This is a genomic window from Novosphingobium aquimarinum (genome assembly GCF_009746585.1).
GTDB lineage: Bacteria > Pseudomonadota > Alphaproteobacteria > Sphingomonadales > Sphingomonadaceae > Novosphingobium > Novosphingobium aquimarinum.
The window spans coordinates 219660-242095 of record NZ_WRPO01000005.1 but is presented as its reverse complement, the minus strand read 5'-3'; the positions used below and the strand labels follow the sequence as shown (position 1 = coordinate 242095).

General features: G+C 63.4%; 18 protein-coding genes. 8 read left to right on the top strand and 10 right to left on the bottom strand.

Annotated features, from left to right (window positions below; all coding sequences use genetic code 11):
• Nucleotides 1-47: 47 nt before the first annotated feature.
• The 4 genes from GQO94_RS07980 to GQO94_RS07965 form a co-directional block, all read right to left on the bottom strand.
• The gene (locus GQO94_RS07980) at nucleotides 48-2072 is read right to left on the bottom strand and encodes a protein kinase domain-containing protein (protein WP_156840605.1); all 2025 of its coding nucleotides are present in this window, start codon (nucleotides 2070-2072) and stop codon (nucleotides 48-50) included.
• Nucleotides 2069-2830, bottom strand: a complete 762-nt coding sequence (locus GQO94_RS07975) for a PP2C family protein-serine/threonine phosphatase (RefSeq protein WP_156840604.1) — start codon at nucleotides 2828-2830, stop codon at nucleotides 2069-2071. The genes GQO94_RS07980 and GQO94_RS07975 overlap by 4 nt, the downstream gene beginning before the upstream one ends.
• Before the next feature lie 90 nt (nucleotides 2831-2920).
• Entirely contained in the window at nucleotides 2921-3667 is a 747-nt protein-coding gene (locus GQO94_RS07970) for an OmpA family protein (protein ID WP_156840603.1), read from the bottom strand.
• A 258-nt stretch (nucleotides 3668-3925) separates the two neighbouring features.
• Nucleotides 3926-5605 (bottom strand): hypothetical protein, encoded by a 1680-nt coding sequence (locus GQO94_RS07965; protein ID WP_156840602.1) that lies wholly within the window; start codon nucleotides 5603-5605, stop codon nucleotides 3926-3928.
• Between the two features lie 321 nt (nucleotides 5606-5926).
• Between GQO94_RS07965 and GQO94_RS07960 the strand changes: the two genes are divergently transcribed.
• Both GQO94_RS07960 and GQO94_RS07955 read left to right on the top strand, forming a co-directional pair.
• Nucleotides 5927-6109 carry a hypothetical protein gene (locus tag GQO94_RS07960; protein WP_156840601.1) on the top strand — a complete coding sequence of 61 codons (183 nt, stop codon included), beginning with the start codon at nucleotides 5927-5929 and terminating at the stop codon, nucleotides 6107-6109.
• A gap of 10 nt (nucleotides 6110-6119) precedes the next feature.
• Nucleotides 6120-7301 carry a BaiN/RdsA family NAD(P)/FAD-dependent oxidoreductase gene (locus GQO94_RS07955; protein WP_156840600.1) on the top strand — a complete coding sequence of 394 codons (1182 nt, stop codon included), beginning with the start codon at nucleotides 6120-6122 and terminating at the stop codon, nucleotides 7299-7301.
• A gap of 55 nt (nucleotides 7302-7356) precedes the next feature.
• On the opposite strand, the gene GQO94_RS07950 is transcribed toward GQO94_RS07955, so the two are convergent.
• Together GQO94_RS07950 and GQO94_RS07945 are read right to left on the bottom strand one after the other, a co-directional pair.
• Entirely contained in the window at nucleotides 7357-8148 is a 792-nt protein-coding gene (locus GQO94_RS07950) for an NTP transferase domain-containing protein (RefSeq protein ID WP_156840599.1), read from the bottom strand.
• Between the two features lie 249 nt (nucleotides 8149-8397).
• On the bottom strand, nucleotides 8398-10179 hold the full coding sequence (locus tag GQO94_RS07945; RefSeq protein WP_156840598.1) for a sensor domain-containing diguanylate cyclase: 1782 nt from the start codon (nucleotides 10177-10179) through the stop codon (nucleotides 8398-8400).
• A 334-nt stretch (nucleotides 10180-10513) separates the two neighbouring features.
• Between GQO94_RS07945 and GQO94_RS07940 the strand changes: the two genes are divergently transcribed.
• From GQO94_RS07940 to GQO94_RS07920, 5 genes are all read left to right on the top strand, one after another.
• Nucleotides 10514-11269, top strand: coding sequence for a PdaC/SigV domain-containing protein (locus GQO94_RS07940; protein WP_198045875.1), 756 nt, complete (start codon nucleotides 10514-10516; stop codon nucleotides 11267-11269).
• Nucleotides 11270-11617: 348 nt separating this feature from the next.
• Complete coding sequence (gene infA / locus GQO94_RS07935; protein ID WP_156840596.1) at nucleotides 11618-11884, top strand: translation initiation factor IF-1; 267 nt, start codon at nucleotides 11618-11620, stop codon at nucleotides 11882-11884.
• Nucleotides 11885-11929: 45 nt separating this feature from the next.
• Nucleotides 11930-12082 carry a hypothetical protein gene (locus tag GQO94_RS07930; RefSeq protein ID WP_156840595.1) on the top strand — a complete coding sequence of 51 codons (153 nt, stop codon included), beginning with the start codon at nucleotides 11930-11932 and terminating at the stop codon, nucleotides 12080-12082.
• A 59-nt stretch (nucleotides 12083-12141) separates the two neighbouring features.
• Entirely contained in the window at nucleotides 12142-12366 is a 225-nt protein-coding gene (locus tag GQO94_RS07925; RefSeq protein ID WP_156840594.1) for a hypothetical protein, read from the top strand.
• Nucleotides 12367-12557: 191 nt separating this feature from the next.
• Entirely contained in the window at nucleotides 12558-12767 is a 210-nt protein-coding gene (locus tag GQO94_RS07920) for a cold-shock protein (protein WP_156840593.1), read from the top strand.
• Nucleotides 12768-13275: 508 nt separating this feature from the next.
• Here the strand turns inward: GQO94_RS07920 and GQO94_RS07915 are convergent.
• Both GQO94_RS07915 and GQO94_RS07910 read right to left on the bottom strand, forming a co-directional pair.
• Nucleotides 13276-14352 carry a PepSY-associated TM helix domain-containing protein gene (locus GQO94_RS07915; protein ID WP_232332829.1) on the bottom strand — a complete coding sequence of 359 codons (1077 nt, stop codon included), beginning with the start codon at nucleotides 14350-14352 and terminating at the stop codon, nucleotides 13276-13278.
• Nucleotides 14334-16523: a TonB-dependent receptor gene (locus GQO94_RS07910; RefSeq protein ID WP_156840591.1), complete on the bottom strand. Its 2190-nt coding sequence runs from the start codon at nucleotides 16521-16523 to the stop codon at nucleotides 14334-14336. The genes GQO94_RS07915 and GQO94_RS07910 overlap by 19 nt, the downstream gene beginning before the upstream one ends.
• A 238-nt stretch (nucleotides 16524-16761) precedes the next feature.
• On the opposite strand from GQO94_RS07910, the gene GQO94_RS07905 reads away from it, so the two are divergent.
• Complete coding sequence (locus GQO94_RS07905; RefSeq protein ID WP_198045874.1) at nucleotides 16762-19509, top strand: TonB-dependent receptor plug domain-containing protein; 2748 nt, start codon at nucleotides 16762-16764, stop codon at nucleotides 19507-19509.
• 65 nt (nucleotides 19510-19574) lie between these two features.
• On the opposite strand, the gene GQO94_RS07900 is transcribed toward GQO94_RS07905, so the two are convergent.
• A complete protein-coding gene (locus tag GQO94_RS07900) occupies nucleotides 19575-20657 on the bottom strand; it encodes an isopenicillin N synthase family dioxygenase (RefSeq protein WP_156840589.1) in 1083 nt (360 codons plus the stop codon).
• A gap of 119 nt (nucleotides 20658-20776) precedes the next feature.
• The gene (locus GQO94_RS07895; protein WP_156840588.1) at nucleotides 20777-22420 is read right to left on the bottom strand and encodes an MFS transporter; all 1644 of its coding nucleotides are present in this window, start codon (nucleotides 22418-22420) and stop codon (nucleotides 20777-20779) included.
• Nucleotides 22421-22436: the final 16 nt, after the last annotated feature.

Sequence of the window (22436 nt, the reverse complement as noted above, 5' to 3'; positions counted from 1 at the left end):
TGGTCGCGATGTCTGGAGCGGTCGATCGAATGTCTCGAAACGATCGATCAGGCGGTGGACTTGAACCACACCATTTCGGTTCGCCAGCCTTTTTCCGCAGCTTCTGCGAGGAATTTGTTCTGCCAGTCGGCCCCACGTTGGCCCACGGGCGGAACGACCACGTCCTTGTCGAACGGGCCCTCGCCCGTGAGCAGCAAGATCCCGGACCAGCCTTCATGATCGAGCCCGATATTAAGGCGATACTTGTCCGGCCCGTCCTGCGTCAGCATCGGGTTCTTGGCAGCGAGTTGGTCGGCCAGAACCTGCTTGGTGCCGACGATCGTGGTGAACACGCCCGAGGGTTCGAGACCGACCAGCGTCAGATCCTGATTGCCGATCCCGGCATCGACCGAAACCGGTGCATAGGCGGCGACCTTGTTGGGGTAGTTGTAATCGTCCGCCGGCTGCTTCGTCATCTTGAAGGTACGCGCCGGCACTTGCAGCCGATCGTCGTTGAGATCGCGCACTTGCCGGTATGTGTCGAGAGCGGAGCAGCCCGCCTGGGTGATCGGCGCGACTTCGGAGAAATCGAGCTGCGCGCCCCCGAGGCCGCCCGACTGCAACACGCGCGCGATATCGTCCTTCGCTTGTTTGGGATTGCCCGCGACCCCGGTCAGGTTGACCTTCACGGCATCGGGGGAATCGGTGACATCGACAATCGACAACCAGGTGCAACCGACCGACGGCAAGGCCGAATTGACCAGGCGCGTCGCCTTCTCCGCCGGGGGAAGATCGTCGCTGATCGCAAGATCTCCGGCGCCGGTGGCCTCGCCCGGCTCGTCCGGCGAGCCGCTCGTCAGCCACCAGACGAGACCCGCCAGCACCGCGATCGCGATCAGCACGATGAAGATGATCGGACCGAGGTTCTTCTTGGGCTTGGCCGCATGCATCGGCGTGATGACGTTACCCGAGGTGACGCCCGAAGGCTGGGCCAGGCCGGGGGACGCCACCGCCGCCCCCTCCACCAGACCATCCGGGATCACCGCCGCACGCGGTTGCAGCCGTTCGAGAACCTCGTCCATCGATTGCAACCGGTCGGCGGGATCGGCGGGAAGCATTTCCTCGAGGATCGACCGCAGCTTTGGATCGAGTCCTTCGAGATCGGGCCCGTCGCGGCGCTTGACGACCGCGTCGGCGAGCGAGCCGCCCATGTTGACGTCGGCTCCGCGCGCCACCGCAAGCACCACCAGCGCCAGGCTGTAGACATCGGTCCAGGGCCCGACGTTGCTGTTGAACGATCCCAATTGCTCGGGCGCGACGTAGCCCAGCTTGCCCGCGAACCCCTGGCCGATGATGGTCTTCTGGCCGGGATCGAGATCCTTGGCGATGCCGAAATCGATGATCTTCGCCTTGAGCAGTTCGCCATCGGGCAGCAGCACGTTGTCCGGCGACATGTCGCGGTGAATGGCGCCGCGCTCGTGCGCGACCTTCAGCCCGGATGCGATCCGCTTGAGGAACGCCAGCAGTTCGTCGGTCGACGGCGTCAGATCGCCCAGCACGTCGAGCAGGTTGTCGCCATCGATATAGTCGGTGACGATGTAGAGCACGCCCAGCGTCGGGTCCGACGCCAGCACGCGGTATGCCACGAGCGCTTCGTGATTGAGCTGGGTCAGCGTGCGCGCTTCCTTGCGGAACAGCGCCACGACGTTCGGGTCCGCCGCGAGTTGCGGCAGGATCACCTTGATCGCCACCTTCTCGTCGGTGTGGTTGACGTTCACGCCCTCGAACACTTCGCCCATGCCGCCGCGGGCGATGAAGCGGGTGACTTCATAGATGTGGTTGAGCACGTCGCCGATCGCGATCTGCCGCCCGAGCCCCTGCGAGGGCGCGATCGGCTGCACGGTAGGCTGCAAGGAAGCGTCGTCCATCGCGGCTCGGGAATCTTCCGGCGGCGGCGGGATCGATGGCGCACCGCTCATGTCGGTTTCGCCCGAATTGATATCGGGGATCGAGACGTCGGGACCGGCTTCGTCGGGTGCCGCGTCGGATGCCGGGGTCTCGCCCGGATCTTTGGGATGGTCGGATCCGATCATGCCGCCGACCCCTCGCCGGCCTTCTGGAGTGTCAGCGCCGTTTCTTCCTCGACACTCACGGCCACCATCGTGACGTTGTCGGGGGCACCGCGGGAAATCGTCATTTCGAGGAGCGTCTCGACAGCCTTGCCGAGCGGTTCGTTTGCTATCACGGCTTCGATCTCACTATCGTTCACCTGACCATGCAGACCGTCGCTGCATAACAGGAACACATCGCCCACCCGCGTCCTGTCCGCTACGATATCGACCTCCACGTTATCCTTCACGCCGACCGCCCGGGCCAGCATGTGCCGCATGGGATGCGTTGCCGCTTCTTCTTCCGATATCGCTCCCCGATCAAGCAGATCCTGCACAGGCGAGTGATCCTTCGTCAACCGGATTAGCCGCCGGTCGCGCAGGACGTAGGCGCGGCTGTCGCCCACCCAGCACACTCCGAACAGCGATCCCGCGAAGTAAAGCGCGACCACAGTGGTGCCCATCTGCTGCGAGCGCTTGACCGATTCGGCGTAAATGATCTGGTTGCCGACGTGGATCGAATTGGCGATCGCGTAGCAGGCTTCCTCGAAATCGGTCGGGACGGTCACGTTCATCAGCGTCTGCGTGACCACTTCGGAGGCCCAGTCCCCGTGGTCGTGCCCGCCCATGCCGTCGGCCACCGCCCACAAGTTCTCCGAGGTGCGTTCGCAGTAGGTGTCCTCGTTCCGTTCCCGCACGCACCCTTCATGGGTGACCGCCGCGCTATCCAGCTTGAACGCCATCGTGCCCCTCCGTTCTCGGCGCGGTCCGGACGCGCCTCGCGGCACCGCCCTGCCCGGCGCGCCCAAGCGCGTCCGGACCGCACCTTTCGTTCAAGACCCCGCTCCGTCGTCCTGTCGTTCGATGACGATCTCTATTCTCTCGCCGCCCGGATCGCCGGCGATGCCAGTGGCTTCGATCCGTCGGTTGTCGGCAATGGACTCGCGCAGCACGGCCGCCACCGCATCGGCGCGCGAGCGGGCCAGTGGCTCCTGCCCCTCACCGGTGTAGCCTTCGACCGTGATGAATTTGGCGTTTTCCTGCTCCAAGGCCTTGCCGATCCGCTCGAACAGAGCGCGGCGCCCGGGGGTGAAGTCAGCTGAGCCTGGCTCGAACAGGTTCTGCGCCGTGTTCACGCGCACGGTCTCGGCATCTTCCTCCACCGCGACCAGCTCCTCCCCGATCTCGGGCGCAAGGAACGCGGACAACCGCTCGGCCTGTGCGCCCATCGCTGGAACCGCTTCAGCTGGCGCAGTCGGTGCTGCGTTCGGATCCGGGGCAAGGATTACGTAGCGCACGACCATGAAGCCCAGCGCGATCAGCAACAGTGCGGACAGGATCCAGGGAAGAACGCTGCCCTGCTTGCCGCTGCCATAACCTGCGGGCTGCTCGTAGATCGGCGCGACGGGCGCGGGGGGCGCCTTGGGCGCCGGCGGCGGAGCCTTGGGAGCGCTGGCCGCGGGATCGGCGAGATTGCCGAACAGCGGCGCCTGCTCGCCGCTTTCGTCCTGCAGCGGAGACGGCCGGAAGACCGTCCGGAACTGTTCGGCGCGGCTATCCTTGCGTTCGTCTTCACTCATGACGCACTCTCCGGCTCATCGGAACCCGAGGGCGCGGCCGGACCGCGCAACCGCTGCAAGCGGCGTGCGGGCGAGGCATTCGGTGCATCCGATCTCGAACCGTAAGACAAACTTCCACCCCCCGGTGACGCATGTCGATTGCGCCGGATGATACCGGAAAGCGCCATCAACAAAAGTCCCGATTTTCGCTCGGTCCGCGTCGGCGATTGCGCCGCCGGACAGGCGCCTGCGACACGCGTTTCTCTTCAGGGCCTTGGCCTAGATGCCGAGCGCCTTGGTCGCCACGTCGAACGCGCCCTCCAGCCCATGCTTGGCCCCTTTCGCGAACCGGCCGGCCATAGGCGCCTCCTCGATCACGAGCAGTCCCTCGCCTGCCTCGACACGGTCGCGAAAGAGTTGAACCCGGCCGAGAAAATACGGCCAGAAGGTCTCGTTGCGCGTTACGGAATACGCCAGGTCCGCAGTGAAGCCGACCAGCTGTGCCGACCCGAACACACGCCCCCGCTCCGCCCGTTCGATCCGAACCCCGCGCCCGCCCTTGACGACCAGACGGCACGGACCGTGAAACACGAGGAAGCGCAATTGCAGCGTCAGCCAGGCGTTCAAAGAGAACAGGCGCCAGTGCGAGGTGATCCGCAGCGGCGCCTCGATCGGCTGCACAACTGCCGCCAACGCGCGTGGTTGCAGCACGCAAGCCGCGCCCTCCGCAAGTTCGAGCACCGTCACTTCGGCGAAAGGATCCGAGATTGCGGAGATCGTGGTGACTTCGCCCGCGCCCCGCACACGCGTCAGGAACACGAGGCCCGCCGCATGGCTGGTGAGCGGATGACGCGGATCGAGCAGCCACTTGGTCGACTTGGTGCCGCCGGAAGAGGTGGTTTGCAGATAGTCCTGCCGCACGAGCAATTCCTCCCCTTCGCGCAGCGAGATCGGCACCGAAGCGGAACTGGCTCCGCCGGGCACCGAGATGCCCGCGCTCGCGGCGGCAGAATGGCCGCCCGGGACCCGGATGCGGATCGCGGGACGGCGCTCGGCGAGCGGAGCCAGCACGAACCAGAACAGCAATCGGATCAGAAACGGCGTCGCGATAATCAGGACCAGCGCGCCAAGCGCCGCCCATAAGGCGTGCTGCAGCGTCGGATTGCGCCAGGCCGCCCCGGCGCGCTGTTGCGCGCTTCCAAGCCAGGCCGCCGAGGCCTCTTCCCGGGCCTCGTCCAGCCCGGCCAGCGCGGCATCGAGATCCGCCGAAAGATCGCCCGAGGTCTGCGCGAAGGCGGCACGCGCGTCGGCCAGGCGCGTGGCCAGATCCCCCTGGCGACGGATCCGGGCGAGCGTCGCGGCCGCCTGGTCGCAGCGCTGGCGCTGGTCTTCCTCCAACCGACGATACGGGTCGTTCGCATAAGGAAGCCGGGCCTGCACCGGATGCGTTTCGAGATAGGCCCGCCGCGCTTTCCGCGCCGCCAGACAGGCCGTGCGCTCGCGATCGAAGCGATCCGCCTCGCCGCGCACCGTCGCAAGCGCGCGCGCCTCCTGCAGCATCTGCTTCTCGCGCTGGAGCAGCGCGATGCGTAACTTCTTCTTCTCGTTCTCGACCACGTGGCTTGGCCCTTCGCGGACCAGCCCGGCGATGTCGATCCCAGGCGGGTCGGCGGCATAGGCTCGCAGACGCGCATCGATCTCGCCGATCCGCCGATCGATCTCCGCCACCCCCGCACGAGACGCGTCCTGACGCGCGCGTTCGTATTCGCGCTGCAATGCTGGATATTCGCCGCGCAACTCCTCGCGCGCCGCCTCCAGAGCTTGATAGCGCGCCTCGCGATCCGCGCCGTCCCCGATCCAGCCGCCGAGCCACCCGCCGAGCAAGAGCGCCGCCACGAGCAGCACGTACAAGAAACCATGGCGCAACAGCCACCCGATCACGGACCGCAGCCCGCTCACCCTATGCGATCCTTCGTAGACACCAGCCGACCATGCGCGACCTCCCGCCATCGAGCAACCGCGCCGCGACCGGACTGACTGGTATCCATTCGGAAATCCTCCCGATTGTCGAGATACCCAGTCGTCGAGCCCATGCATCGTCACGCCTACGGCACCGCACCAGCGATCGTCGTTTCCGGGATCACCCGCGCTTCGGGCTCGTTCGCCCACGATCCGCTGCAAGCGATGTGCCCTTGCAAGCCAATCGCTGTCGCCCGCCCTAGCCCTTCGGGCGCAATTGCGTGTAAGGCCCGCCGCGATCAGACGAACAAGGACAGCAGGATGGCCAAGGACAAATTCGAGCGGCATCGCCAGCCGTGGCGCGCGGACGAATTGACGAAGATGCGCACGCTTGCGGGTAAGGGAATGGCGCTCAAGGCGATCGCCAAGGCGCTGACCCGCAGCGAGGAATCGGTCAAGGAACGGGCGCGGCAGGACGGCATCGCCATCGCCAAGCTGCGCTGATCCCCGCGAAATGAGCGATGACCCGACTTACGACGCCATCGTTCTGGGCGCTGGCGCGGCGGGATTGATGTGCGCTGCCGAAGCCGGCAAGCGCGGAAGGCGGGTGCTGGTGCTCGAACGCGCCGAGCAGCCGGGCAAGAAGATCCTGATTTCCGGCGGCGGACGCTGCAATTTCACCAACCTCGATACCGCACCCGACCGCTATCTTTCGGCCAACCCGCACTTCGCCAAGTCGGCGCTGAGCCGCTACACAGCGCGCGACTTTTTGGCGCTGGTCGAAGCGCACGGCATCGCCTGGCATGAAAAGACGCTGGGTCAGCTGTTCTGCGACGGTTCAGCCAAGCAGATCGTGGCGATGTTGCTTGCCGAGTGCGAACGCGGCCGGGTTCGCATCGCCTGCGCGCAAGAGATCGCGGACGTCGCGCAAGCCGATGGACTGTTCCGCGTCCGCACGCAGGAGGGGACATTCGCGGCGCCCGCGCTGGTCATCGCGACCGGGGGCCCCTCAATCCCGAAAATGGGCGCGACCGGCTTCGCCTACGATCTGGCGCGCCAGTTCGGGCTCAAGGTGGTCGAGCCGATGCCGGCATTGGTCCCGCTCACACTCAGCGGCGAAGATCTCTTGTTCCGTGATCTTTCGGGCGTCGCCACCGAAGTCGTCGCGCATGCCGGCAAGGCGGCGTTTCGCGAAGCGGCGTTGTTCACGCATCGCGGATTGTCAGGCCCGGCGATCCTGCAAGTCTCGTCCTACTGGCGGCACGGAGAAGCGGTCGCGATCGATTTCCTGCCCGGCAGCGAGCAGGACTGGCTGCTCGCCACCAAACGCACGGCCCCGCGCCAGACGTTGCGCGGCGCGCTGAAGGCGCGGCTGCCCGACCGGCTCGCGACCACGCTGTCCGAACGCGTCGGCCTCGACCAACCGCTGGCCGGGATCGCCGACGCGAAACTGCGCGCCGCGCAGGAGCGACTTGCGCGATGGGTCTTCCACCCCAACGGCAGCGAAGGCTTCGCCAAGGCCGAAGTGACGCGCGGCGGCATCAGCACGGCCGAACTTTCCTCAAAGACCATGGAAGCCAAACGCGTGCCCGGCCTGCATGCCATCGGCGAGGCGGTGGACGTGACCGGCTGGCTCGGCGGCTATAACTTCCAGTGGGCCTGGGCGAGCGGATACGCCGCGGCGCAGGCGCTCTAGCTCTCTCCACGGTGCGAACTGGCCGCGTGCGACCGCAACGCCAATTGCAGCCAGCCTACCCCGGACGCTGAGTGAGCAGCTGTTCCGTGATGCCGTACGTCAGATCGTTTTCGATCGCGAAGGCTTGCGATCCATCGGCAAGCACGACCGGCGTCGCCTCCACCCCGACCTTTCGCCCGATCTTGTTCACCACCGCCTCGAGCGAGAGAGCGTTGACCTTGAGCTTCAGCCGGTCGGTCATGCCCAGCAGGTTGCCGATCTGCGACGGATCACGCAGCTGCCGTCCCCCGTCGGTCAGCAGCGCAAGCGCTTTCAAGGCGTCCGGCCCGTTCGCCCCGCAGAGCCGGCAATCGGCGTAGGCGCCATCGGAAAATTCGTAGAAGCGCAGTTGGCCCCGGGGATGCGCTGCCACCACGGCATCGCGCCGCGTCATCGCCACCACCACATCGGCGCGCGCGAGTGTGACCGCGACCGAATCGATGGCTGCGGCGGCAAGCAGAACGTGATCGCCGGTCGTCACCAGCAACGGCCCCGCCGCTCCTTCGGCTGCCGCAGCGATGCTCGTGGACAGACTGTCGCGCGCCTCGACCAGCTTCACTTTGACGTTGCCGCCCGCACGGCTCGCCGCCTCGGCGATGGCGGGCGCGGAATCTGCGTCGGTCGAAACATGGATTTCGCCGATCCGGGGATGGCGGCCCAGCGTTGCCAGGACGTGCTCGATCAAGGGCCGAGCCTGCATCGGGATCAGGCACTTGTTAGCAACGCCGAACCGCATTGCCAGTGGGTTGGCAGTGCCGGGGCGCTGACCGGCAAGGACGATCGCGCGCATGGGCGAGCCGGAACTCATCGGACCATCACCACGTCAGATCTCGGACACGGCTGCTGGCCGGCGCGCTTCGCCAGAGCAAGCTGAAGGACGGCGGCGCGTTCCGGGAATATCGAGACATGGCCAAGCGACATTTGCGCAGACTTCCGGTCGATGCAAGCACCCCCGCGCGCCACCGAGCGCGCCTCGCTCCGAGGTGATACGACGTTTCACTGGATTGGCTCTGGGATACCCGAGATCAGCCCGGTATTCGCTGCGCCAGGTTCGCGATCAGGCGACCATGACCAGATCGCGGCCTTCGCGCTTGGCTTTATACAACGCGCCGTCGGCAACGGCACAAAGCGTGTCTGCCGTCATGCCGGGTTCGTAAGCGGCAATCCCGATGCTGACGGTCGCGGTTGGAAGGTTGATCGTCGAAGCAGTCGTCTCGCGTATGGCCTGGGCGAGCCGCTCGTTGATGCGTCTTGCCGCTTCCGCTGTCGCACCGGGCAACACGATGAGGAACTCCTCTCCGCCCAGGCGCCCGAAACCGTCGGTTTCGCGCAAGACATCGACGCAGATGCGTGCCAGGCGCTTCAGAACGTCATCGCCGGTAGCGTGGCCGAACTTGTCGTTGATCGACTTGAAGTGGTCGACGTCAAGCATGGCGACTGTCAGCGTGGAACCATTTTGCGCGGCGAGCTCGATCTCCCGATTGAGACGCGCGAGAATGCCGCGACGGTTGGGCACACCGGTAAGTTGGTCGGTCCCTGCCAGGATCTGCGCCCGCTCTGCGCGATTATCCGCACTCTCTTTGGCCGCCGCGAGTTGCTTTGCAATTAGCACCCGATCGGTCACATCCTGGAACACGCCGAACAATGCCACGAGCTCGCCATTGTCGTCGTACTCGGCTTGACCGCGGCTGTTCACGTATCGCAATTCCCCATGCGCAGTGATAATCCGCGCATCGAAGGCGAATTGACCGCCGTTCGAGATACATTCCGTGATGTCACGCTCGACCGGGATCCGGTCCTCGGGATGATACGCTTCCAGCGCGTCTTTTAACGAAGGAACCCTTCCGACTGGCAGACCGTGAATGCGAAAAACTTCGTCCGACCAAGACAATTCCGGAGGCTCCAATTCGAGCCGCCAATGCCCGATCTGGGCGGTTTGCGACGCCATTTCGAAGTAGCGCTTTTGCCGGGACGTCTCGCGATAGCTTGCATTGCGCGACGCCAGGGCGGTTGCCAGCGGGAGTGCCGCGGTAAGCAGAAAGACCAGATAGATCTGGAAAAATTGCGTTGGGGTCAGCCACCCGAGTTCCCTGACGAGTACGGCGGGGCCAAACCCATTGAGGGTCGCGATGGACCCAATCGAGGCGGTGCAGGCCACGCCCATCGCCGCGCCGACCGGACCGAGAAAGTAAGTAGCCAGCAGGATCGGCAGGACAGGGATGAACAAGAGCGGCAAACCGTCCTGAAAGAACGTCAAAACCGAAACCAGAAGATTTATCGCCAGAATGACGGCGACTTGGCGACCGGTGTGATGCTCTCCAACGCCGACGGACTTTATTCCCCGCCGCAAGGCCGTGACGAAGACCGGCACGAAGACCAGCTGCCCCAGCAGAACGGTGACGAACCACGACGCGGTAAACGCACCACTCCAGTTCGCTGTCAGCAAAGCCGCACCCAGGGTGCTGACGGTCGAAGCCGCGAGCGCCACTCCCCCGAATCGCGCCACTCTCGCCGGATCGTCAAACGAGAGGCCCGAGATGTTGCACGACCGGACCATGATCATACCCGTCACGGCCTCGAGCAGGTTCGCGCCCGTGTACCCGATCGATTCGAAGAGGGAGAAGCCGAAACAAAGATTGGAGATCAAACTCGCTATCGCGACGCTGGCCAGGATCTGACCGTATTCGCCGCGTGGCCGCATGATGCTGGCGGCCAGCACGATGCCGCTGGGCGCCCAGATCGTCAGCGCGTCGTTAGCAGCATCGCTGAGCACCAGCGCCGAAAGCGCGGCTAAGAGATAGCTCAGCCCAACTAGAAAAAACGTACGAGTGTGCTTCAAGGCGAGAGGCTCTACCTGGCTAGTTGGATGCAGGATCGGCCAGCGTGGTTAAGGCGGAGTAAAATTAACGGAACGATCACGTAGAATCTCATGCTTTCCGAAGAGATTGCCGCGAGGCCGCCGGAAAAAGCTCAAGTGAAAGGATGTGCAAAGAAGCACGAGATCGAACTGGCGCTCAGCCACGTCCCCCGCGCACCCGACATCCACGGGCGAGCGCCGTGCGACCCTGGCTCTGAACAGGGAAAAGACGTTAAACGCGGTTGACCTGCCCCATCGAAACGCCACTACCATGCGGAACCCGGCATGCCGCCAAGCGATCTGGAGACCTATTCCCATGCGTTCTGTCTATGGCCTCGTCTCGATCGCGGTTGTGGCGAGCTTGAGCGCCTGTCAGCCACCGGTCGACGACAGCGGCGCCGAGCCTACCGAAATGGCCCAGACCAAGGTCATCGAGGAAGAGCCCAGCAGCGACAGTGACGCGGCCACATTCGACGAGATGCAGGTGTCCGACTTGGAAGGCATCAAAATCCCGACAGTCAGCGGCATCGAGACCGCGGCCGCGGATCGGATCAACACCGCGCTGACCTCGATCCGCCAAAGCGCGGTCAAGTCCGCGACCGAATGCAAGGCCGCGGCCGGATCGAACCCCTTCACGTATGAGCTCTCGGCCGAACCCGGGTACAACGCAGACAATGTGCTGAGCTTGCGGATGACCGGCCATTCGTTCTGCGGCGGTGCCAATGGTTCGACGCTGGTCGATGCCCGCACGTTCGACCTCACCACCGGCGAGGAGATCGATGTCGTCAAAGCCTCCGGGATGTCGTCTTCGGAACTGCTGAAGGCGTCCGCGAAAGGTTATGCGGGTGATGGAAACTGCAAGGATTTCGTCGACAGCAATATCGGTACCGACCAGGTGGAGATCAATTCCGCTTTCGTCACGAAGGACGGGATCGGCGTAAACTACGACATCAACGTCGGCGCCGCCGAAAGCTGTGCTGCCGATGCCGGCAACGTCGCCTGGACAGCGCTGGGCGACGGCACGCAGATCGCCGAACCGCTTCGCACGATCGCAGCCCGCAGGAAGAAGTGACAGCTCCTCTCGGTATCAGAAGTTGCGAGGGCGATTTTTCTACAACCAACCAGCCGCAATGCCCTGACTCGAATGATAGGCGATGCGATCCAGCCTAAAAATGTCCGGCCGCGCTGCGCCGTGCACAATGGTAAGCAGCGCCCGCGTAATCAGGCACAAGTATCTTAGCGGTTGTAATTTTTTTGCACCCTGCTATAACGATTGTGCCTGACGTCGTTTGCGACGGATTATGACTGCCGCGACGAGCCATGACGCTCGAGTTCGGCACCTCTTTTCCCTTCATACACTATGGCTCCGCAGCGGAATACGTCCGCGCGGATGATTTTTCTCGTACGCAAGGATTATGGTTTGGCGAAGGAAGAGCTCATTACGATGGGAGGCGCGATCGAAGAGGTCCTGCCCGACGGACGCTTTGGTGTCACCCTCGACAATGAGCATCGGATCATCGCTTACACGGCTGGAAAAATGCGCCGTTACCGTATCCGCTCGGTCGTTGGAGACCGCGTACACGTCGAAATGACGCCGTACGATCTGAGCAAAGGCCGGATCGTTTTCCGCGAACGGACTCCTGGGCAAGGCCCCGGGGGTCCCCGTAAACGCGGTTTCAGGCGCTGACGCTTTCAAGAAGGCGGCAGGAACACCCTGCCGGACATCACAACAATGAATTACCCGAACGCACACGGTACGCCGCGTCGTCAACTCTCGCTGCGCCTTGGTGCGATCCCTGCGCGAACCCTGACGAACCCGGCTCCGATTGCCGCCATGATCCCGACCACCGAACTGCGGCGTCTCGTCGCGACAATGGTCGATTGAAGCACCGAACTTACCAGCGGCCGTGCACCAGCATTCCCGCCTACGCAGGAGACCTGAACATGGACCTGAACCTCGAATATGCCGCGCACCAGCGCGCAATCCTGAGCGCTCATGTCGCCGCCAATGACGACGATCGCCGCGCACGTCTCGCAACCGCGTCCCTTATTGCGGATCGGATCAGCGACTTTCAACATGGTCTGGGGGCAGCGGCAGCTTGCGCCTGGAGCAAAGCGCAATTCGCCAATCTGGTGAAAGACAGTACATCTCTCAAGGCAGCGACATAACGCTGCTTCCCGATCAATCTAATCTTGCTCTCGTTAAAATTCGACGGGTATCGACGCTTGGTGCCAAACTCGGACTTGTCCGATCACGGCGCCTTCAATTCGACGACCTCCTTTCAATTGACGACTTGACGCACGACCTCGGCTCGCAATTTCGTGAGCCGATCACGACCGTTCCTTGAAAGGACGCGACTATGACTACCGGCACCGTAAAATTCTTCAATGGCGACAAGGGCTATGGTTTCATCCAGCCCGATGATGGCTCGGCCGACAGCTTCGTCCATATCTCTGCCGTGCAGGCGGCGGGCATGACGACGCTCGATAAGGACCAGCGTCTCAACTACGAAGTCGAGACCGGCAAAAATGGCAAGGCCAGCGCGATCAATCTTTCGTCTGCTGACTGAACATTCAAAGCGCCGGATCGCCAGCTTGGCGGTCCGGCGCTTTTTTGCGTCCGGTTAAGAGAGACATCGGCGGCAGTTGATGGCGTGTCGCGCCTGGCGCCGGATCTGCTTGACCGCGACTTGCCTGAGATCATCGGATGCGCGCCTTACGTACGTCTGGCGCGGATACCCCGAAACAGGCAATCGGCGGCTACCGCTGATCCAGCGTGACCGAGGACGACGGCGCCCGCGCCAGCGCCCCCTAAGGAAGGTTAGCCGTAGGCGCTTGCGCGCGCCAGCGACCATCGTCGCTCTTTTCGAGCGGCAGGCCACAGGCACCACACAGCGCGGTCTGACCGCCGCTCTTGCGAAGCGCCATCGACGCGACGGACGGCTTGTGCCGACCAAGAAAACAGAACAACAGCATCGCGTAGCTAAGTAGGCATCGCTTGCCATTTCAGCCAGCTTTCGACGGGAATTTCTGGGGGGAAAAGCGCGAGGCCTGCGCGGTCGGTCGGGATCGGCACGATCACGCCGCGCTTTGCCGCAGCCCACCGCGAAACCAGAAGCTGTAACTTGCCAACAGCCCCAGCATGGCGAGGACCACACCTGCGAGCGAAACCGCGATCTTCCAGGCTGCCCCGCCAACTTTCGCCGCATGAAGCGGATAGAATTTTTCCTCGATCGAGCGAGCGATATCGCCCTCGAGCGGATCGTCGATGCCAATCACTTGCCATGTCACCGGGTCGAACCGGACGTAAGTGCGCCCATTGGGCGTCCAGTCCGCTGGCTGCTTCATCCGAAGCACCAACGGAGCGCCGCCGTCCTTGGGAAACTGGACTCGACGAAACGCGGCATGCGGAAACTGCTGTTGTGCGGCGCTGAGAGCCGCTTGCCAGCTGTCGGCTGCGATTGTTCGAGACCTTTCGGCCGTCACATCGATGGATCGCTGCGCAGCCGGATCGTCGCGCCAGGGTGCCAGCACTGCGTCGGAGAGCCCGTCGAACACCATCAGCGAACCGGTAGCCGTGAGTATCAGGAGCAAGGGTGCGGCGACGATGCCGATGTCGCGATGCTGGCGAACGATCGCGCTGCGCGTCAGGCGTGCCGGCCACGGGCGCAGCCGGAAGGTGCGCCGGGCCCGCCACCACAGGATCGCTCCACTGACCACGAACAGTAGCCCCGCCAGTCCCAGGATCCCTGTGGCGGTCTTCCCCACTTCGGCGAGGAAGAGGTGATGGTGCAGATCGAACAGCCAGAGTTCGGGCCGGTCCCATTGGCTTGTCCAGCGCGCAACCAATTCGCCCGACTGGTTGAGGTATGCCCCGCTGCCATCGGCATAAGCGGCCTGATGCAAGCCGAAGTCTTCGCCTGCAAACGTCAGCCGGGTGAGGCCCGGGCCAGCGGCATTGGCGGCATCGAGTGCACGGGCGAAGTCCGCAACCTGTGCACGCAGGGGCTCGTCCGCGCCCGGCACGCCGATCCAGCTGTCCTCCCAGACCAGGATCGCTCCCGAAAGGCCGATCACCGCCAGGAGCAGGCCGACAATGCCGCCCACCCAGCGGTGCAGCAGCGCGAGCGTGCGCATCAGAACTGCGCGCGCCATCCCAGCGTGAAGGTGCGGCCGCGACCCGAAAAGAACCGGGAATTATCGGTGATGCGCACGGTATCGCTGTCGTAAGTGAGGTAATAGGCGTCGGTCAGGTTCTGCACGGCCAGCGAAATCTCGCCGATCCCGGTGCGGTAACCGACATAGGCATCGACCAGCGTGTAGCCCTCGAAATCATTCGCCGGCGGCAAACTGTTGAACGTCCGCTGCAAATAGAACCGTCCCTGCACCCGCGCGCTCAGCGGGCCGCGGCGATAGTCCGCCGCCAGGTTGAGCCGATCGGGTGAGATATTGGCACCGTCGAGATCGTCGTCCACGCGGCCATCGCCATCGTCGTCGGTCTGACCGGTGAGGTGGCTGTAGGCCGTGCTGATGACGAGGCCCGGCACCGGCGTCTGCGCGGCGAGACTGACTTCCAGGCCCTCGATGTCGATCGGCTGGCGCGCAACGTCGAAAATGCCGTCCGAATTGAGAACCAGCAGCGAGCCGAGCTTGCTCGACGACCAGTAATAGCTGGCGCTGATTTCGAACGGGCCGCGGCGCATTTCGACGCCGACCTCGCGATTGTTCGAGATCACGGGCTCGAGCGACAGGAAATCGTCGATATCCACGCCGGGCTGGGTAATGCCGCGCAGGATGCGCCCGACATCGGCGATCGTGTAACCCTCGGCATAGCTGCCATAAGCGCGAATGCCCTCGATCGGCTCGACGATCACGCCGCCGTTCCACAAGACCTTGTCGAACGAGGGGCTGCCGCCCGAGACATCGACGGGACCGTAGTTGTAAAGCGTGCTGAAATCGCCGACCTTGAGCTTCACGTTTTCGTAGCGTGCCCCGCCGGCCAACCGCAGCGCGCCGCCCAGCAATGCGAGATTGCCCTGAGCGAAGGGCGCAAGACTGCGGAAATCCGTTTCGGGGACCCAGGCCCGACCGGTCTGGACGAGGGTTTGTTCCGTGCGATCGAACAGTGCGTCGAAGCCTACCGTGACAATCAGGTCCTCCAATCCCGGAACCGCCCGTTCGTAACTGAACTTGCCGCCCAGTTTGCGCGAGCGGTTGGCCGACTGATCGAACAGGGTTCCGGTCGGATCGATGCGCGGATCCTGAAACGTGGAGAACACGCCTCCACCGAAGACGTCGCGCGTGCGCGAGAAGAATCCCTGCAGCGAGAGCGTGCCTCCGGCGAGATCGCTTTCTACGAGCGAGGCGGACAGCAGTTCGGCCCGGTTCGAAGGCGGATCGCCGGGAGTCTCGCCCTTGACGCTCGTCGCCGGAACGCCCGTCGCACGGTTGCCCGGCACGATGACGTAGTTCGCGTTTCCCTTGAGCTCGAACCGATTGGCGATGAGTTCGAAGCGCGCGGTGTCGCTGAGCTGATAGCCGAGCCGGGCGAAGACGGACCAGCTGTCGCTGTCCTGGATCTCGCCTTGCGTGCCATCCACGCCGATGCGATTGCCGTGCCCATCGATGAAGGCGCCGCGCCGCTCGAATGCGGCGCCCACGGTCGCATCGAAAGCCGCGGCGCGATAGCCCAGATATCCGGCGACTTTGCCGCCGAGCGCCTCACCGTCGAAACCGTCGGCGGCACTTCCCTGCACGAGAAAGCGGCCGCCCAGGCCATCCGCTTGCGGAGCCCCCACCGTCACCTGATTGACCACACCGCCGGTCGCGCCGATCCCCTGGAGCGCGTTCGATCCGTAGATGACTTCCACTCTGTCGATGAAGAACGGATCGATGGTGTACCCGTCGCGCGACCCATCACGAACCGGGGTCGATTGCGGGATGCCGTTGATCGCGTAGAGCGGCGATCTGCCGCGCAGCGACTCCCCTGAACCGCTCAACTTCTCGCGTGTCGGTGAGAATGCGGGATAGCGCGCCGACACGGCATCGACAGTGGAGCCCGAAATCGAGATCTGTTCCTGCAGATCCTTCCCGCCCAGCACGTCGATGGTGAGCGGAAGCGCGCTTGCCGGCAATTCGCTGCGGGCTGCCGAGACGATGATCTCGTCGAAATCATCGAACTGTCGCGCCCCCGCGATATCTTGTGCAGCCACCGGCGTGGCCAATCCAAGACCGACGGCCAGCCCCAGGCTGGCAAGGCTCGCGGTCGACTGCAGGCGTTCGCGCAAATTCAATGCTTCCTCCCATGTTCGGGAGGCCCTAAGCATTAATGCGAATGCGTTGCAATAGCCAAGGTGCATAGACGGGTGGTTTCTGCGACCTGGGAGCGCGGTAAAATCCCGCGCGCGCCGCAGCGCACGCTATCTGAACCCACCGGCCTCTCGATAACGATAGCATCAAGGTATCAGAACGACGCCCACAAGGACTTAGAACTGTACTGCAATGTTGAATACAGTTCGATAAAGAAATATGAATCACAAAAAAATGGTGAAGAGGGGGATTAGGATGACGAAGGTGAAAAGCGCGCTGTTGAGAAGCTCAATTCTGGCGGCGGTGTTCGCCGCGCAGCCGGCGCATGGGCAAAATCTCGAGCAGTTGGGCGATTCCGAGGCCGGTCAATCCGCATCCTCAGGTCCGATTGTTGTGACCGGCACCCGCATTGGATCCTTCGATGCGCCGACCCCGGTCATTGCGGTTTCCGAAGTCGCACTCGATGAAAAGGCGGTTCGCTCCGTTTCGGAATTGATGGACGATGTCCCCGCATTGCGCACCAACCAGAACACCGGCCAGTCGAGCGAACCCGTGGGCGCCAGCAATCTCGATCTTCGTGCTCTGGGCCCTTCGCGTACGCTCGTGCTGCTGGACGGACGCCGCGTCGCCGCGACCGATCCGACAGGCGCGTTCGATACCAACGTGATTCCGGCGGTTCTCATCAAAAAGGTCGAAATCGTGACCGGCGGCGCATCGGCAGCCTACGGTTCCGACGCGGTCTCTGGCGTGGTGCAGATCTTTCTCGACGATCGTCTGGAAGGTCTGAAAGGCGATCTCCAGAAGGGCATTTCGACCTACGGCGATGTCGCCACGACTGGCGCGTCGCTGGCTGCCGGACATGGCTTTGCCGATGGGCGTTTTCACGTCGTGGGCGCCGTCGACTATTTCAAGAATGAAGGCCAGTTGTTCCAGTCCTCGCGCCCCTGGGGCCGGGACGACTACGCGCTGGTTTCCAATCCCGGCGAGGGCCCGGCGCGGCTCACGGCCGCGGACGCGCGCTTCTCGCAGCTAACGTATGGCGGCGTCACGGCGCTGAACAGCATTCCCGCGCTGCGCGGCATCCAATTCGGGCCGGGCGGCACCGTTCTGCCGTTCGAATATGGCACGGCCGTTGGAACGACCTTTATGATCGGAGGCGATGGCGACTCCCTTGCATCGCAGGCCAACATCTTTCCGGAGATCGAGCGTGTTACCGGCTTCGGCAAAGCCACATTCGACATTACCGAGACGACCAGCCTCTATGCCGATGTCCTGATCTCGCAGATCGACATCTTCTCCGACGGCACGAATGCAACGGATCGCGGCAACCTGACCATCCGGCGCGATAACGCGTTCCTGCCCCAAGAAATCTACGACATCCTCGTCGCCGAAAACCAGACGTCGTTCCGCATCGGACGTATCGGCGGAGAAGAAGGTGCCTTCACCAACTCGGTCGATAGCACGATGCGCCGCTATGGCTTCGGCGCGCGCGGTGAATTGGGAGGCAAGTTCAACTGGGACATCGGCGCGCAGTTCTTCCGCAACGACTACCATCGCGAAGATGGCAACAACCGGATCGTGCGTCGATACGCGCTAGGAGTCGACTCGATCCTGGTGAATGGCTCGCCGGTCTGCCGCGCAACCGCGGCCAATCCAAACAGCACCGATCCCGACATCGCCAATTGCGTTCCCATCAACGTGTTCGGTGCCGGATCGATCAGTCAGGAGGCGCTGGATTACTACGTCGGAACCGCAATCCTCGATTCCAAACAGAAAATGGACAATTACTACTTCAATTTCAGCGGTTCGCTGTTCGAAACGTGGGCGGGGCCGGTGGATTTCGCGGTCGGCGCGGAATATCGGAAGGATTCGATCGACGCGTCCTCCGATCCGATATCGCAAGACAGTGGCTTCATCACCGTAAACCCCAAACCGCTGAGCGGTTCGGTCGAGGTGAAAGAGGCCTATGCCGAAGTCGTCGTCCCGCTGCTGGACGACCAGCCGCTCGGTTATCTGCTCGACCTCAACGGTGCGGTGCGGTTCACCGATTATTCGACGAGCGGATCGGTCACCACCTGGAAGGTCGGAGCGAACTACTCACCGTTCCAGGATCTGCGCCTTCGCGCCACGTATTCCCGAGACATCCGCGCGCCCAGCGTGAACGAGCTGTTTTCCGGACAGAACCAGCTGATCCGCAATCTGATCGACCCGCGCGACGTGCCTCCCGAAATCAAGAACCCCACGGTTACCGAATTGACCGGCGGCAATCCTGACCTCACTCCGGAAACTTCGACCGCGTGGACGGCCGGTTTTGTCTATTCTCCCAACTGGGCGCCCACACTCAGGGCCTCATTCGATTACTATTCGTTCGATATCGAGGACGCCATCGTCTCGCTGTCGGGCGCGCAGATCGTCGATGGGTGCTACCTGCAGGGACAGACCAATCTCTGCGATGCGATTACCCTTGGCGATCAGAACCAGATCACGCGCGTTGCGGCCACCTTGGTCAACGCAGGCGCCTTGCAGACCGAGGGCTTCGACATAGCGCTGGAATACTCGCTGCCCCTCGGTAACGGGCAACTGCTCTTCACCAGCCTGGTGAACTACATCTCGAAGCTCGACATCGACGGGGAGGATTTCGCCGGACAAGTCGGCCGTTCGGGCGGGGTGCCGCACTGGCGCGGCAATCTCGGCGTGCGGTATCGCAGTGACGTGTTCGGAGCAGGTGTTCTGCTGCGCTACGTCGACAGCGGCACCTACCAGAACAACTACGTCGAAGGCGTCGATATCGACGACAACTCCATACCGTCGCGCACCTATGTCGATCTGAACTTGAGCGCCAAGGTCGGCGGCGGCTTCGAATTGTATGGCAAGGTCAACAACCTCTTCAACCTCGATCCGCCTCTGGCGCCGCTGCCGATCACCTCGCCATCCTATAACGGCTCCCCATTCCACGATCGAATTGGTCGCTATTTCAAAGCGGGCGTCCGCTTCGACTTCTGACGCACCGCGCGTTTTCGTAACCACCCTCTGGCCCCGCTTCACTACGAAGCGGGGCCCTTTTGGCGTCAGGCCTGTTTCGCACGTACCAGATCGGGGTAATGCCGCTGCGCGACATCCGGGTGGGACCGCAGGCGCGCCTTGAGGTGGTTGGCGCCAACTTCACGCAGCATCGGATTGTCGGGATCGGTGCTGACGCCGCGCGCAGACCGCTTCAGGTCTTCGGGCAGTTCGATCACGGGCACGGTTCCGTCGTGGCTGGCGCCCAGGAAGAACGGGATCGAGAAACGCTGCGTCCCTTCCGGCGGAACGTCGGCGGCATGCACATCGGCGCGAACGAAGCCGTCGGTCGCCATTTCGAGCAGTTCGCCGGTATTGACGATGAAGCTGCCGGCAACCGGCGGAGCCGGGATCCAGACACCATCATGACGCTGCACCCGCAACCCGGGCAGACCCTGAAGCAGGATCGTAATCAGACCGCCATCCTTGTGTGCGCCCACGCCTTGCGAAGAGGCCGTTTGCGTCAGCCCCGGATAGCGTAGGATCTTCATATGCTGACGCGGCCCCGACGAGAACATCGGGTCGAAGAAATCCTCGTCCTGACCGAGCGCCAGGGCGATCGCGCGGAGGAGATCGAGCGAGACGCGCGTCATCTCCTCCTGATACCGCGTGACGACATCGCGCAATTCGGGCATGGCCGAAGGCCACTGGTTCGGCCCCATCGTCCGCATCCATGCCGGTGAATCCGGCCCGATTTCCGGAGCCTCTTCCTCGCGATCAAAATCGACTTGTTCGCGCCAGTCCTGCTGCCCACCGGTCAATTCCATTCCGACCCGGTTGTAACCGCGGAACCGAGCGGACGAGATCATCGCGATCTCCATCTTGTCCTCTTCCGGCAAGGCGAAGAACTTGCGCGTCGCGGCGACCATTTCGTCGACCAGCGCCTTGCTGACGCCGTGATCGACCAGATAGAAGAATCCGTGATCATGGAGCGTCACGCGCAACTCGGCGATAAACGCTTCGCGCTCCTCGGCCGAACCGTGCAGCCGATTGAGACGGATCACCGGCAAGCCTTCGTCGGCAAGCTGAAAGACCGTTCTGCGTCCCGCGATCAGCTTTGCAACTTGGTCGGATGGCTGGCACAGTTCCATGATACGTCCTCTCTTCACACGGCGGTGCAGATCACCGCATTTGCGTATGATATTACCGACTTTGGTTCTGTATTGTACCATGAACCTCCCCACGCCACGCGTGGGCGGCTGCCCACTTATCAGCCGGAAATATCGGGGACGGGCATGGTCGGGAGGGTCTCGCGTCGCGCGGCCTGTACTGCGGCACTATCAGGCGAAACTTCCAGCATCCGGCTGACCTGAGGACGCCGCCCTCCGATCTGCAACGTGAGGATCCGTTCCTGCAATTCCATGTCAGCCTGAGTGCGGCGCAGATTATGGCGCGCGTACTCGGTCCATGTCGCCACGCGATAGGTTTCCAACCATGTTTCTGGTGACGCCAGATCGCGATAGAGTTGCCACCGCCGCGCGCCATCGCGCAGGCGCAGTCTACGCCAGTCGCGCATCTCTGCCAGAAACGCCGGGATGTCATCGTGCGCGACTTGGTAGGCGACGGAAACCGCGATCGGGCCGCTGCGCCCTTCGATCGCGATGGCGGGAGACGGCGCGCTCCAGTCCCCCGGGTCGAGATCCACGTCGGCGGCGTCGGCTACGGGCAGGATCCGTGCCGACGCCATGACGAGCAACTGCGCCGCGCTGCTGACAAGCAGAGCCGTGGTCACATCGAAACGCGTCGCAATGATCCCGAACAGGAAACTGCCCAGCGCCATGCCTCCAAAGAACCCGGTCTGCTGGATCGCGATCATCCGGGCGACCACCCAGCGCGGCGAGGCCAGCTGGACCGCCACGTTCATTGTCGACACACCCAGGATCCAGCCCCCGCCCGTGATGGCCAGCGAAACGCAAGTGAGCGCGAGAAATCCACTGGTCGCCGTCACAGCCGCGCCACACGCCACCGCGAGCGATGCCAGAAACAGGATCTGCTCTACGCGAAACCGAGCGCGCAGCCGCGTAACGGTAAAAGCGCCGGCCACGGCCCCTACCCCGAAAGCACCGAGGATGAGGCCATAGACCGTGGCTCCACCACCGAGCAATTCGCGGGCAATGATCGGCATCAGCGCGCCCGTCGCACTGGACGCCAGGCCAAATAGAAGGGAACGCAAGACGGTGCGAAAAATCTGCGGCGACATCGCAAAATAGCGCAACCCGTCGCCCATGCCCTGAAGCACGCCTTCTGCTGGAAGCTTGCGCTCGGGCACCTCACGCTTCCAGCGCAGCAAGACAGCCAGCAGCGCCGTATAGCTGACGGCATTCACCGCGAATGCCGCAGCCGAGCCCGCCGCGGCGACAAGCACGCCGCCGATCGCCGGCCCGCCGCTTCGCGCGACATTGAAGGCGATCGAATTGTAGGCGACGGCGGCGGGCAGGACCGGTTTGGGCACGATATCGCCGACATTCGCCTGCCAGGCCGGGTTGTTGATCGCCATCCCGCAACCGATCGCAAACGTGCAGGCCAGCAGCAACCACGGCGTAATCGCCTCGGCATAGGCGAGCAGGCATAGAACGATAGCCGTCGCGAACATGAAGATCTGCGCCGCGATCAGGATTTTGCGCCGGTCGAAACTGTCAGCCACCGCGCCGGAAAAGAATGCCAGCATCATCATCGGCAAGGTTATCGATGTCTGGACCAGCGCGACCATCTTGGGCGTGGGTGCGATCCGAGTCATCAACCAGGCCGCGCCCACCGACTGGATGACATAGCCAAGGTGCGAGCACAGGTTGGCGATCCAGAACGAACGATAGATCGATATCGAGAATGGAGAGGGCGGTGCCGTATCAGCCAATCCTCGCCCTCCCTGT